Genomic DNA, 13,739 nt, shown 5'->3' on the forward strand with positions numbered 1-13,739 from the left:
GTTTACCCAAGATGAACAGTTACCGACTCAGTCGCTAGACAGCTTCCCCCAATGTAGATGTCAATGTCACCAACCTCATACATAAAACACTCTTGAGAACCATAGAACTTTAGGTCGTCCGCTGAAATCGTCAGCCTAATCGTTTTACGTTCATTCCCTTTTAAAAAGCATTTTGTAAATGCTTTTAGCTCTCGTTGAGGGCGAGTCGTCGAAGATACCTTACGTGAGATATAGCATTGAACGATTTCTTGCCCTGCCCTTTCAGATACATTCTCTACCTCAACTTCAACAATCAGGTTCTCATCCTCAGCAATTTCAGATGTCACAGCCGTCAACTTACCATATTCAAACTGAGAGTAACTCAAGCCAAAACCGAATGGGTAAAGCGGTGTATCTTGCTCATTTTTGTATGGCATGTACTCTTGATAAGCTCTCATTTTGCCAATCGGCTTGCGGCCATAATACATCGGTATTTGACCCGTCGTTCTTGGCACCGTCATGGTCAACTTACCACTCGGATTGCTGCGACCAAACAGTAAGTTACCGACTGCGTTGCCTGTCTCTGTACCGCTTTGCCATGCATAAACCAACGACTGGGCGTATTGCTCAACCTTAGGAGACGGTACAGGTCTACCAGTACACTGCACCACAATCAGAGGTTTACCCGTTTTACCAATTGCCTCAATCAACTCTTCTTGACCCGGTGGCAGCACAAGCTCAGCGATATTGCGAGCTTCTCCAGTTCGGCGATGACTTTCACCGACACAGAGTACAACTACATCGCCGCGATGCGCACACTCCATCATGTCATCACTAAATGCGCTTGAATCAGTAATTATGGTGTTCTCTGGCGCAGCTGCTTGGATGCCATCGGCTATCGTTGCTACGTCGTCCGCATTGCCATCTAAACACCAAGAACCAAGGTGCTGCCTTTGTGAATGAGCATGAGGACCAATCACAGCAATGGTTAAACCTTGTGAGTCCAACGGTAGCAAATCACCATCATTTTTAAGCAGCACCATGCTCTCTTCAGCGAGAGCTAACGCTTTGTGCTTATGTTCCTCTAACCCGAGTACGCTTTTATGCAGTTCAGGGTCGATGTATGGTCGTTCAAACAGACCAGCGCGAAACTTGGTTAACAATACACGATAAACGGCTTCATCTAGGTTTTCTTGCAAGCTTGGATTGCTCATCACCAGTTCTTCAAGGGTATCTTCGTATGCTTCGTGCGTCATCGCCATATCAACACCCGCATCCAACGCCTTTAACGCCGCTGCCGATGGGTCTTTCGCAACTTGGAAGTATTCCAGATCGGAAATAGAGCCCCAATCACTGACGACCATGCCATCAAACTTCTGCTCGCCTTTGAGCCAGTCTCGAATTAATAGGCGAGATCCGGTTACCGGTGTACCACCAAGGTCGTTAAATCCAGACATCATGGTTGCAACGCCAGCTTTCACAGCTGCGGCAAACGGAGGCAAATGCACATTGTGTAAGGTGTTATCGCTCAATTCCGTGGTGTCGTAGTCGCGACCACCCTCTGACGCTCCGTAACCAACAAAATGTTTGGCGCACGCCACCAGCTTATTGGGTTGTGAAGGGTCGTCACCTTGGAAACCTTTCACTACTGATTTAGCAAACTGACTGGTTAAGTACGGATCTTCACCTGAACTCTCAATCACTCTGCCCCAACGAGGGTCTCGAACAATGTCGAGCATCGGCGCAAAAGTCCAGTTAATGCCTAGCGATGCCGCTTCTGCAGCAATGCACTCATAAGCTTCTTCAACCAACTTGGGGTTCCAAGAACATGCCTGAGCCAGAGGAATGGGTAGCACCGTCTTTTGGCCGTAAATCACATCACGAGCGAATATTATGGGAATACCAAGGCGGCTTTTTTCCATCGCCACCTTTTGGATCTCATTGAGCTGATGCGGATCAACCGATTCACCCGGAGCATTGCCTGCCCACGCCGTGTCAGCAAGGATGCGCGAGCCATACGCACCCTGCTCCACTTTCATCAAATACTCTTGCTTATTGTCGTCATAATCTAGCATTGGAGATTGGCAAAGCTGACCCACTTTCTCGACAAGCGTCATCTGAGACAGTAAGTCTTGCGCTCTGGTTTGGTAACTCGCAGAGCTGTCTTTGTACAAGGCCATCAATTAAATCTCTTTCATTTTATAGCGTGGGAAGGCTTCTTTTAGAAACTCGGTCATCTCTTGGTATAATGCGTCATTACCAGACTGTTTCGCTAAGCGTCGCAGTTGATCGGCAGCCGTTGGCACATATCGAGAATCAAGCTGCACGTAGATTTCAATAAAGGCCATTAACTGCTCTTCGTTTAATTGCTTAATGATCAATGCAGGCTTCTCCAATGACTGATAGTAAGCGTCTGGTTTAGGACCAAGCGTTGCGCTTCGCCAAGTCTCTATCACTTGTTGGTAGCCACCTAAATACTCATCTTCAATTCTGAGTTCGAGTTTGTTCATCCCTTTTAACGCTGTTACCAGCTCACCTTTTTTGTATTGCTGCTCTGCGTATGCAAAGTAGTTTTCCGATAGTGAGTAAGCTCTCAGCCAAGCGGAGCCATAGGCAATAAAGATAACCGAGGCCAACGCTAACAATTTATATCCTGTCGATACTTTCATTACTTAACCCCTACGCCAGTAAATGCCTTGATGAAGTTCTTCTGTAGGCAGAAAAAGACAATCACAACAGGTACTGCAATCATGGTAGTCATCGCCCACAATTGTTCTAAGTTGGTACCCGGTACTTCGGTTTTAAAGTTATAGAGTGCGAGTTGAAGTGTCATGAGTGATTCGTCGCGCACATAAAGCAGTGGCCCCATAAAGTCGTTCCATGCACCCATGAAGGTCAGAATACCGACCGTTGCCAGAGCTGGTCGCATCATAGGCAGAATGATTTTGAAGAAGATACGCATCTCACTCGCACCGTCAATACGTGCCGCTTCCAAGTAAGCATTGTCTATCTGCTTCATGAACTGCACCATCAAGAAGATGTTATACGCACTGATTGCCCCCGGAATGATCAGCACGCGATAGGTGTTAATCCAATTCCACTCGTACATCATCATGTAGGTTGGGATGGTGAACAGAATCGCCGGAATCATCATCGAACCAAGAATCACTTTTAACCAAAACTCGCGGCCAGGTAAGTTAGTTTTGACAATCGAATACGCAACCATCGATGAGAACAGCGTGTTCAGTACCGTGACAGTGACCGAAATAAAGATTGTGTTGAAGAACACTCTACCCAAGTTCACCGAATCAAACACCTTGATGTAACCCGCGAACGACCACTCTTTTGGTAAACTGTTCGGGCTGTGCATGATCTCTGGCCCGGTCTTAAATGAGTTGATCACCATGTAAAAAAATGGATACAACACAATAAGAGCGGCAATCAAAAGTGTGCCATAAATCAGTAGGTTTTTTTTTCTTATCAACATTCATGATTAATCTTCCTTACTGGTAATTTTTAACTGCATCATCGTCAGCAGGTAAATTACGCAAGCTAGCATCAAGCCAATGGTTGAAGCTTCACCCATCTTCATCTGCTCAAAACCGGTTTGGTAGAGGTAAAGTACAGGGGTGAGTGCCGATTGATAAGGCCCTCCGTTTAGGTCGAAGTTCATGAACACTTCGATAAACATCTGCAAGCCGTTGATAATATTCATTGTCATCACAAACACGATTTGCGGCATGATCATCGGCAAAGTGATTTTCTTGGTCTTACGCCACCACGATGCACCATCAATATCAGCGGCTTCAAACAAAGATTTGTCTATACTTGCGATGCCACCGAGGAAAATGATCATCTGAACACCAAACCACTTCCAGGCGCTGAATACCGCAATGATCGGCATTGGTAACCACTCTTCAAATTTCCAGAACACAGGCTCTGAAAGAAGGCTGGCACCAACCATGGTGTTTTGAATAGGGCCCGAAGGACTCGATACGAAATCAAAAATAATCATCGCAACAGTAATCGAGGTCACCACAGGTATAAACATGATTGTCCTAAACATACTCGACAAGAATTTGATCTCGTTAAGTAATAAGGCTAAACCCAGTCCAATCACAAAGCTCAATGAGACAAAGATGACTTGATTAAACACCACATTGAACAACGACTTCCAGAACAAGAAGTCCGTCACCACTGTAATCCAGTTGGTTAAACCGATGAACTTAGTGTTCTCTGGCATCAAGATGTTTACGCTTAGAAAGCTACTCTCGAACGACAAGAAGAACGGGTAAATCAAAAAGACCGCGAAGTACACAATCCATGGTGCAAGGAACAGGTAGCCGGTTATGAGGTTATCTTTTTTCATAGTTTCACTTAGACCTATCACACTATTCGTTAATGAGTTTTTCAGCTTGCTTCGCCGCCGCTTCAACCGCTTTCTCGGCAGAAACATCCTGCTTCACTACCGCCTTTGAGTACTGCTCTAGAATGACTCCTGCCATATCCGATGACAGCGCGAAAGGTTCGTTCAGTTTGGCGTTTGGCAGTTGTTCAACAAAAGGTTTCGCTTCAGGCGTGTTGTAGTAAGGTCTGTCTTTTAGAGAAATCAATGTAGGAAGTTGACCCAACGCCTTATTCGCTTTGTGGTTGACCTCATCTTCCATCATCATCTCCAAAAATGCCCAAGATAACCGCTCTTTCTCTACGCTGTCTTTGAAGATCATTAAAGCTCGACCGTCTAAGGTTGAATACGAAGTGTCGCCTTTGTTGAGTGTTGGGATTTTAGCTAGACCTACATCTTCTCCGACAACCATCGGCTTACCCGCAGCTTCCGTTAGATTGGCTTTCCAACCAAAGCCAAACTGAGGCCACATGCCTATGGTGCGGGAGAAAAAGTTCTTCTCCATTGTAAGAGGTGCGAACTGTTGCGCTTTAGCCATAGTTTCCAAGAACAGGGCTAAATTAGCTTCTTCTCTATCAAAAATAGGATTAGTGCCAAAACGATTAAGCAGGCCGTATTGGCCATCGTTGAAGTTGTAGTACATCTGAGCCAACATGCTCCAATACCAACTTCCCCACGATAGCGCTTCGTTCCAAAAAACCGTGCCATACACGGGGCTGCCGTCGGCTCGTGGAGGTAGTTGGCTAATTTTTTCTGCCGCGTATAAGAATTCATCCCATGTTTGAGGTGGATTGTTTGGGTCTAAGCCCGCTTCGATGAACAACTCTTTGTTGTAGAGCATCAATGTCGTTGTTGCATTCCAAGGGATGTAGTAGTTTCTACCGTAGTTTTTTTGCATAAAAACTGGGTCAATCCTATCAACCATTTCATTGAACCCATCAAACTGCTCCAAATAAGCTAGCTTGCCCATCTTTGCGTATTTCGCAGGTTGATAGCCAAAGACTCCAGCATAGAGATTCGGCACATCACCTGCTGCCATACGGGTCTCTAAATTTTCATCATTTGAAACAACAACATCTACGTTTGGGTATCTTTTTTTGAACTCAGGAACTAACTCAGAACGGACAAAGTCCATGTAATTACCTACTGGGGTCATGACTTCGATACGGGTATTATCTGCGAGTGTGATCTGCGAACTTAATGCGAACACACATCCAATCAACCACTTTTTCATAACTATCCTACAGAGTTTCACGTAAAATTAAGGAGGTTGGCAAAATCGTTAATGCTTGTAATTTTTCGGTTTTATCATCGAGAGCATTGATCAATGTTGATGCTGCTAGCTCCCCCATTCCCTCTTTTTCATGAGTAACGGTAGATAAACTTGGAATCATTAACTCTGCCATTCTTATATTGTCAAAGCCGACAAGTTTCATTTCGTTGGGAATATCTATTTCATAACGCTTAGCTGCGCGAAGTATGCCAATCGCCATTTCATCATTGGCAGCAAATACGGCATCAGGCCTACGTCCCTGTTCAAATATGTCTTTCATCTGTTTGTAAGCAGTCTTTTCGGTAAAGTCGCTTTTTATCAAATGATGATTTTTGACAGGTAGATTGAAATACCCCAAAGCGGAAATATAGCCGTCTAATCGCTTTTTGCTATCGTATGAGTCGTCGGGTCCAGTGAAGAAGTAGATGTCCTTGCAGCCCTTGAGCACCAACTCTTTGGTTGCACTGAATGCTCCACCAAAGTTGTCGATAAGGATGTTGTAAATACCAGGGGCATTTAACTCTCGGTCTAGCACCACCATGGGAAAATCCGGGCCTGCGACCGATTTTAGAAACTCGGTATCAAATGAATTGGTTAACACCACTGCGCCATCAACGACTCGATCTCGAATGTACTTGTGAGCCGTAGAGTCTTCATTGCCATACATGCTACAAGCCACGACATCATAGCCACGTTGGTGACATACCTTCTCGATCCCTTTAACAAGTTCGCTGTATATCGGACCAAACCAGTTGTTTAGAAACAGGCCGATTGCATAGCTACGACGCTGCTTCAACTGCTTGGCATTAGTGTTGGCGACATAGTTCATCTCGTTAGCAATATTGAGGACATGCTGGCGCGTTTTTTCACTGACGCGATTGCAGTCATTCATTGCGTACGAAACGGTTGCGATGGAGACATTTGCCTTTTTAGCCACGTCTTTAATGGTCACTTTCATTTCACTTATTTCCTTTAAGAGCCTAGCTCTTCACACCTTGCACTTTTCTCATACTCAGCCTTATGGATTGGGCTCATTGCTGAGCCCAATAAGTTATTAAAGGGAGATATGGAGGGTGTTTTCTTCACTACTCAATCTTTGAAGTAGCCACTCACGTGAGATCTTCGCACCACCAGAGCGATAGCGGTTCTCAGTGAGTTCGAATGGAACCGTTTCGCCGTTTATCGAGATAGATTTCGGTGTATGTGAACCATCTACCATGTCAATAACCAAGGTAACCGGCTTCTCATCAAGCTCGAAATGGATCTTCGTCTGCCCAACTCGTGGTGAGATAACAGGGTCAAGAATGAGGTCGTTCTGCGCGAATCGAACACCAAATACATTAGATATAAGTTGGTTAACGTAAATGCCTGGACCACTTGAGTAGATTCTCCAGCCACCTTTCACTGCAACCTCACCGCTCTTCACTTGGTCAAAGTTGTCGTAAGCCGTTGGGCGGTCATTGAATTTCGCATCTGAACTTGAGAAGTACGCGTTAGACTGACGAAGCTCAGCGTTCGGCACGTGGTCTTGAATACCCACTGGGACAATTTTGTACAGGTTGTCGAATACTGCTTCCGCGTCACCCAACTTACACAGTGCTTCGATGAATCGAATATGTGCGTGGCAGTATTGAAGACCAACTTCACGTCCTAGGTTAGCTGCCAGTTCTGCGCGCTTAAAGTAGCTCTGCTTACCTGCTTTGTACTCGGCCATTTTGTCCATCAAGCGAACACCGTCAGGGTGAACAAGGTTTTGCTTAATGATGTCCATGTGAGTGCTTGCCATTTCTGGATCAAACACTTCTGAAATGATTGAGCGGCTTGCTGGCAATAGTCGGTAGCTGATACCCGTTTTTTGATCCGATGGGTGCAGCAAGTGTTCGATTTGCTTAACACTACCCTCTTCATCGCGATCGAAATGGATAAAACCTGCAATCACGCCATCTTTAATCAAATAGTGGTGGTAATCGCTTTCCATCTTGTCGGCCAGTTCCATCAAAGAAGCAGCGTAGTCTTGATGCACGCTGCCTTGAAGGGCTTGGTACATACCTTTAAGTGCTTGAAGCGTTAGTGGAATTGTCCAACCACTCACCATGTTCTCACGCAGTGATTGATTCGCTGGCTGTAGCGTATCGTCCCAGTCGCCATCACCGTAGCAAGAGAGTGATGTTCCCGGTACAATGTTATCAAGCATATGCTGAACTTGAGTTTTTACGTGGTGCATTAAAGTGAAGCTGCTTTCGCTTTTTACAAAGCCCTCTTCTGCTAGGGTGTACGGCAATTCAACATTCAGAATACTGATGTCGCCCGTAGTATTTAGGTAATCAGCTAGAGCTTTGAGCGGCCACACTACAATGTCACCGTGCGCCTCTTCTTGTTGAATGGTTGCGTATTGGTCGAACATGAACCATTGAGGCCAAGTACCCGTTTCTTGGTACTGGTGGCTGTAGATCTCTTCTAGTACCGCTTTTGCCTTTGCGTATTCCTGCATCGACATAAACAGTTCGAATGGACCTTGAGACACATCGCGCGTACCCCATGCAGCGCCTGAGTATTGCTCCAAGCCGTGTGGCGTTGAGTAGTGAACCAACGCGTTGTGAGTGAACCAGTTCAAACAGGTATTGATACGCTGACTGTTTCCGTTATCTTCGCTGAAATCGACATTGAATCCTTTGGTCAATGATTGAATACCTTTTTGGTATTGATCACTTTCCGCCTCAAACGCCATAAATTGTGCTGTAGTATCTAGCGCATCGGTTTTTCCGCCAATCGCGATGGAACAACGGCTTTCAAGGGAACCGTTAAGTACCAGATACTCCACTGAATCAGAATCCGCTCGCCCGATCGTTTCAGCTGTTACATCTATGCCTGACACTGCAAGGCCATAGCTCAGCTGTGGCATGAATTGTTCAATCAGTTCGTTCTTGCCTGTCATTGTGAACAGGTCGCCACCTCTTACAATATCTACACTGCCTTCACCTTCGTTATTACCGAAAACAAGTTGGTGTGACACTTTGATTGAAAGTGGATCTTCGATGCCATGCTTAGTGATATCCAGCTGAATCATTGGGTTTTGTGCACTAGAGAACGAAACGATCTCTAGGTAGCCACCAAGTAGTTTATAGATCCAACGCGAATAGTTTTGGCCAGTTTCGTAAGCCGAAGGCATGCCCAATACGCGGTAGGTTCCTTCCACTTCAACCCACACTCTTTGCCCTGCATGAGTGAATTGGTTTAACGGGTTTCGGCACACACCCAAGAGTTTGTTAAATGAGGTATTACCAAGCGTCAGCTGTGAGTTGAAAACACCGCTAATGTAGTGGGTCGAGCTCATAATAGATTGCTGGTAATCTTGGTTATTACCCGATGCGATCACATGGCCTGTCATGCGCTCTAGATGCTTCTCTTTTTCAGGCAAGGTCACGTACTTATTGTCGCCATAAAAGAATGAAAGTAGCTCACCGTCTTTGACATCGGCGAACGTCTGAGTATCACCGAAGAGCTCGGCAATCTCTTCCTTGTTCAGCTTTTCACCTTGTAGGTAGGCTCCCTTAGGTTTGTGCACACAAGATAGAGGCTCACGTTCCATCTCTTCAGACAGCGTTAGTTGAGCGTGCTTGGCTGCAATCTCGTCAAGCTCCAGAGGCTCACCTGAATTTGATTTCGGGAAATTAGGAGTGATAACACCGTAGAAAACCACTTCTTTAGACGAGTCTGCTGTAAGCGTGACTTCTTCAGTTTGAAGCGCGATGTAGCCCATCTCGTATTGATATTTTTGGTTTTCAAGTTGAGGTGCGATCAGGGCTACGGCCTCACCTGTCAACTTGAACTCCTTACCAAAGAACTGGAAACCATCGGTGCTGTAGCCAACGACAGTAGAAAGAGAACCCAATTGAATGCGCGGGTTGCCTGAAAATTGAGGTAAGTTTTGGCGGCTACAAACCACATAGCCCATCTCGTTTTCAAAGATTTGATGATCTAGATATTGAGAACAGTACAATTCATTAGTTTTGACCGCGCCTTCATCCGCAAGACCAACGTCCTGACCGTAAATCAAGTCATAAGTCAGTGGCTGTGAAGAGAGGTTCGTAATATTCACATCGTAGAAAAATGCATGGTCAACAGTTTTAATCGAGACAACGGCTTCGAAGTCTTCCGTTGTTGTTACCCATTGTAATGAACCATCGCTTTGCTTAAACGTTTCAATCTTGTTATTAAAAAAAAGCAATGGTGTAACTTTGAATCCACCTTCACTCTTGACACGAAGAAATACATTCGAGATCGCCATTTCTGAGTCAGGCGTATCGAATAAAGACACCATTAAACGACCACTGCGAATCGCGCCTAATACGCCGTCTGCGTTGAACGTAAGGTTCAAACTTTGGCTTCCGACGCTCATGTGTGGTCCAGGTTGAATGTGGTGCATAAAACTTTACTCCAAACTTATTTTGAAACTGTGTAGTGGATATTTTCTTGAGAAGCGTCATCAAAGACGTGGCATTTCTCGACTTGAAGTTGAATATGGCAGTGAGTGCCGACTTCCGGTGTATGTTCTGTGTCTAGTAGCTTGCAAACCATTGGCTTATCAAAGATGTTTATGTGTAAGTAAACTTCCGATCCTAGCTCTTCTTTCGCTTCAACCTTTGCTGGTAGCGTATGGTGATTAGCCTGTTCAGATACAGACAGGTGCTCAGGACGAATACCAAGGTGAACACGTTGTCCTATCCACGCCTTCGCTTTTTCTTGATGGTCCTGCGATAGTTCAATCGTGTGTTCATTAAGTTGAACGCAAACTTTGCCACTTTGCTCTAACAGAGTGCCTTCGAGCATGTTCATTGCTGGTGAACCGATAAACTCCGCGACAAATTTATTTTTCGGATTGTGATAAACATTCATGGGCGAATCAACTTGCATAATACGGCCTTGATTGAGAATGCAAACACGGTCACCCATGGTCATAGCTTCGACCTGATCATGTGTTACGTAGATCATGGTCGCAGGCTTACCTGACTCTTGAAGTTGGTTATGTAGACGAATAATTCGACGGCGCATCGACACACGTAATTTCGCATCTAGGTTAGATAGTGGTTCATCGAATAAAAAAACATCCGGGTTACGGACCATCGCTCGACCCAAAGCTACACGTTGACGCTGTCCTCCGGACATCTGCTTTGGCTTTCTATCCAGTAGGTCAGTAATCTCTAAAAGTTCTGCTGCCCTAATAACCCGCTCTTTAATTTCTGCTTTGGATTTTTTAGCTGTCTCTAACCCAAACGCTAGGTTTTCATAAGCGGTCATGTGCGGGTACAGAGCGTAGTTCTGGAATACCATCGCGATACCACGATCTTTTGGCGGCAAATCATTACACTCGCGATCACCAATCATCAGCTCACCGCCTGTGATGCTCTCCAAACCCGCTACCATTCTCAGCATGGTGGACTTAGCACAACCAGATGGACCAACGAGCACCATGAACTCACCATCTTTGATATCTAAACTCACATCGTGGATAGCATGGAAGCCGTTTTCATAGACTTTATTTACATTTTTTAGCGTTACTTTCGCCATGATTCTGCATTCCTATTTGTAAATGCGCTCACTATTTGGGTCAGACCTTCCTATCTGATATATCCAAACAATAGTGTAAATGGGTTAGAAGTGGGGCTATCAAATTCATGTTTACAGCAAGCGAATGTGTAACCCCACGATGACTAAATCAATCTCTTAGAACTTCCAAACGATGCCGACCTTAGAGAACCAAACCAATTGATCCCCTGTCCATGGTGCAGGATCCGCATGGCGATCTTTAATCTGAATATCCGCTAAGAAAGAAAAGTGTTCATTGATAGGAAGATCCGTGTACAAGGCATACACATCATAATCAAAATGGTCGCGGTTATTAGGATCAGACCCCATATCTAACGTACCTCTTTCATAACGAAGTTCTAAGTAATTTCCGTTATCAAAGTTGAATTGAATTAAGGGTTTAACAGCAAACTCGACGTAGTTAAAATCATTATTCTCTTCAACATAGATAACTTTTGCACCAATGTTGATGCCGTTATCTAAGCGATAAAGATACAAAGGCTCAGATTCAATAAACGACCCACGGCTTCCTGGTCCTTGTCTTTCATCTTTGTAACCAATCTCCGCACTTAAATGTAAAAAGTGACGACCAAAGCTCAAGTCAATCCCAGGTTTTGCCATGTACTTATCGTAGTGCCACTCACCGATCGTTTTTTCGTATGACAACATAAGGTTGTAGGCAACATTGTCATTTTGACGCCAGTAAAAACTCGGGATGATTTCAGAGTAATTACTTTGACCGGTACTTTCACCTCCACGACTGTGATGTATTTCTTTGAATACATACCCCATGCTGAAGGTGTCTGTGACTCGCGTAAAACCATCAGCGTAGATATAGTGCAGAAGCTCCTCGTTTGGTTGGTTTTCATTGTCAATATGTTCGTATTCGATACCTGTTAATGCACGCGTTCGAGGTGGCGCATTACTGCTTTTGGCCGACTCCGTTTCCAGAATAAGCTCTCTGTATTGATGGTCGCTCCACAAGCCGACTTCGGCCTGCTCTGTCACTTCTTCTTTAATTTCGTCCGCACTGACCAAAGACGGAACAGCCATTGCGATAAACGGGATTAGGCTAATGGCCTTGACGATTTTTTTTGCTTTCACTGCTTTTTCAAAATTCACGACGCATTTCCTTTTTATTTATTGTTAGGCTCAAAGGTTTCATACATATCAACAATGGCAGCGTAATAGTTTTTGCTTTCTAGGTACTTACGCACATCTTTGTTGATTGCAGGAGAAAGGAACGCACCAACGAACATCCCTTGATCAAGAGATAGAATTTTTGTTGATGTTTCACCTTTACCGTTGATTGCGTCATACCAACCGTATGGTGTTTCGAGTTGTGGGTAGTAATCAATCACTGTGTTTAACAGACTGACAGCTTCAAATGGGTTCACCATGTAAGAAAGGGCTAGCGCATGAGGCGTACCCGTTTCACCACCTGCAAGGTCTGTGTTATTAAAACGGACTTTAGACTCTGATAACTGTGGGACTCCGAACGCAGCATAACCATCGTCAACAGTTGCGGCTGAAGAAACAAAAGGAATTTGATGCTTTATCGCGTGGTACTTCTGAATCTCAGTCATATCTTCAATCATTGAGAAATCAGGAATCAATGTTCGCTCTTCCAACCAGATCATTGAAAGCATGCCTTGGAAATAAGCGCCATCCCAAGTCAACATAGGCGAATATTTTTTGCCATCGAGGTAGTAGTCTTGCGTATATAACTCCATATCATTGAACGCAGTTTTCGGGACCGTATTTTCTGAGTTTTGAGTAATTAAGTGAGCCCAGACTGGGGCTAATCGACTCTCATTTGCTTTACGATCTATATGATATGATAGTGGCGCTTCTTTCTTCGTTGACCACCCAGAATAGAGCAGACCTCGGCTTTCATCATAGAGTGCTGACCAACCATCTGTTTGGCTCTTAAGAATAGACTCAACCTTAGCAACAACTTCTTTTTCGTCTGATTGCTTTGAGTCAAGATAAGCGCCGGCTACACCCGCAAGAGCAAATGCTAAGTTTGCGTTATCTACGGCGGGAACAATGCCATCTTTGTTTGGTTTCAGTTGCTCTCCCTCAATATCGTAAGGCCAGAAGAACAGACCTTTCCAAGTAGGGGCCCCTGCCAACGCATCCAGTGTTTCATGGATACGTATTAGTGCATCAGCATTGCCGTTTTTATGAGCTTCAACAAGCACATTTAGGTACAGGCCAATCTCTGTTGTGTTGACATAATAGTCGTGTTCAATCTGGCCATTTTTATCGACGAAAATCGTGTCGTATGGAACTTTGGCTTTTTGATCAACACCTACGCCATCAACAAAGAAGTCCAAGTTTCTTTGTAAATGTTGTTCAAACCCTATTGGGTAGAGCTGTGGATTAACGGTAAGTTCGGTGATTGTGACATCAGCGAACGCAGACATGCTAGCCATGAGGGTACAGGTAGCTAAAAGGCTTTTTTTTATCATTTCTCGTATCGACCTTTGTGTT

At 44.7% G+C, this 13,739-nt stretch carries 10 protein-coding genes; all 10 read right to left on the reverse strand.

What is annotated here, in order from left to right; translation table 11 throughout:
* Positions 1-2 precede the first annotated feature (2 nt).
* On the reverse strand, positions 3-2,159 hold the full coding sequence (locus K08M4_RS08335) for a glycoside hydrolase family 3 N-terminal domain-containing protein (protein ID WP_086049544.1): 2,157 nt from the start codon (positions 2,157-2,159) through the stop codon (positions 3-5).
* Between the two features lie 3 nt (positions 2,160-2,162).
* Positions 2,163-2,648, reverse strand: coding sequence for a hypothetical protein (locus tag K08M4_RS08340; protein ID WP_086049545.1), 486 nt, complete (start codon positions 2,646-2,648; stop codon positions 2,163-2,165).
* The gene (locus K08M4_RS08345; RefSeq protein ID WP_086049546.1) at positions 2,648-3,466 is read right to left on the reverse strand and encodes a carbohydrate ABC transporter permease; all 819 of its coding nucleotides are present in this window, start codon (positions 3,464-3,466) and stop codon (positions 2,648-2,650) included. Before K08M4_RS08345 ends, K08M4_RS08340 begins: the two co-directional genes overlap by 1 nt.
* Before the next feature lie 6 nt (positions 3,467-3,472).
* Positions 3,473-4,348, reverse strand: coding sequence for a carbohydrate ABC transporter permease (locus tag K08M4_RS08350; RefSeq protein ID WP_017077891.1), 876 nt, complete (start codon positions 4,346-4,348; stop codon positions 3,473-3,475).
* A 22-nt stretch (positions 4,349-4,370) separates the two neighbouring features.
* Positions 4,371-5,618: an extracellular solute-binding protein gene (locus K08M4_RS08355; protein ID WP_086049547.1), complete on the reverse strand. Its 1,248-nt coding sequence runs from the start codon at positions 5,616-5,618 to the stop codon at positions 4,371-4,373.
* Positions 5,619-5,625: 7 nt separating this feature from the next.
* Entirely contained in the window at positions 5,626-6,615 is a 990-nt protein-coding gene (locus K08M4_RS08360; protein ID WP_086049548.1) for a LacI family DNA-binding transcriptional regulator, read from the reverse strand.
* A gap of 96 nt (positions 6,616-6,711) precedes the next feature.
* Positions 6,712-10,083, reverse strand: coding sequence for a GH36-type glycosyl hydrolase domain-containing protein (locus K08M4_RS08365; protein ID WP_086049549.1), 3,372 nt, complete (start codon positions 10,081-10,083; stop codon positions 6,712-6,714).
* Positions 10,084-10,100: 17 nt separating this feature from the next.
* Positions 10,101-11,225, reverse strand: coding sequence for an ABC transporter ATP-binding protein (locus tag K08M4_RS08370; RefSeq protein WP_086049550.1), 1,125 nt, complete (start codon positions 11,223-11,225; stop codon positions 10,101-10,103).
* A 156-nt stretch (positions 11,226-11,381) separates the two neighbouring features.
* The gene (locus tag K08M4_RS08375) at positions 11,382-12,365 is read right to left on the reverse strand and encodes a hypothetical protein (protein WP_086049551.1); all 984 of its coding nucleotides are present in this window, start codon (positions 12,363-12,365) and stop codon (positions 11,382-11,384) included.
* Positions 12,366-12,379: 14 nt separating this feature from the next.
* On the reverse strand, positions 12,380-13,681 hold the full coding sequence (locus tag K08M4_RS08380) for a hypothetical protein (protein WP_086049552.1): 1,302 nt from the start codon (positions 13,679-13,681) through the stop codon (positions 12,380-12,382).
* Positions 13,682-13,739 lie beyond the last annotated feature (58 nt).

This window comes from Vibrio syngnathi (genome assembly GCF_002119525.1).
GTDB classification, from domain to species: domain Bacteria; phylum Pseudomonadota; class Gammaproteobacteria; order Enterobacterales; family Vibrionaceae; genus Vibrio; species Vibrio syngnathi.

What these genes read in the sequence shown, in the direction of transcription:
- K08M4_RS08335 (WP_086049544.1), bottom strand. Translation starts at nt 2,159, where the DNA reads ATGGCCTTGTACAAAGACAGCTCTGCGAGTTACCAAACCAGAGCGCAA.
- K08M4_RS08340 (WP_086049545.1), bottom strand. Translation starts at nt 2,648, where the DNA reads ATGAAAGTATCGACAGGATATAAATTGTTAGCGTTGGCCTCGGTTATC.
- K08M4_RS08345 (WP_086049546.1), bottom strand. Translation starts at nt 3,466, where the DNA reads ATGTTGATAAGAAAAAAAAACCTACTGATTTATGGCACACTTTTGATT.
- K08M4_RS08350 (WP_017077891.1), bottom strand. Translation starts at nt 4,348, where the DNA reads ATGAAAAAAGATAACCTCATAACCGGCTACCTGTTCCTTGCACCATGG.
- K08M4_RS08355 (WP_086049547.1), bottom strand. Translation starts at nt 5,618, where the DNA reads ATGAAAAAGTGGTTGATTGGATGTGTGTTCGCATTAAGTTCGCAGATC.
- K08M4_RS08360 (WP_086049548.1), bottom strand. Translation starts at nt 6,615, where the DNA reads ATGAAAGTGACCATTAAAGACGTGGCTAAAAAGGCAAATGTCTCCATC.
- K08M4_RS08365 (WP_086049549.1), bottom strand. Translation starts at nt 10,083, where the DNA reads ATGCACCACATTCAACCTGGACCACACATGAGCGTCGGAAGCCAAAGT.
- K08M4_RS08370 (WP_086049550.1), bottom strand. Translation starts at nt 11,225, where the DNA reads ATGGCGAAAGTAACGCTAAAAAATGTAAATAAAGTCTATGAAAACGGC.
- K08M4_RS08380 (WP_086049552.1), bottom strand. Translation starts at nt 13,681, where the DNA reads ATGGCTAGCATGTCTGCGTTCGCTGATGTCACAATCACCGAACTTACC.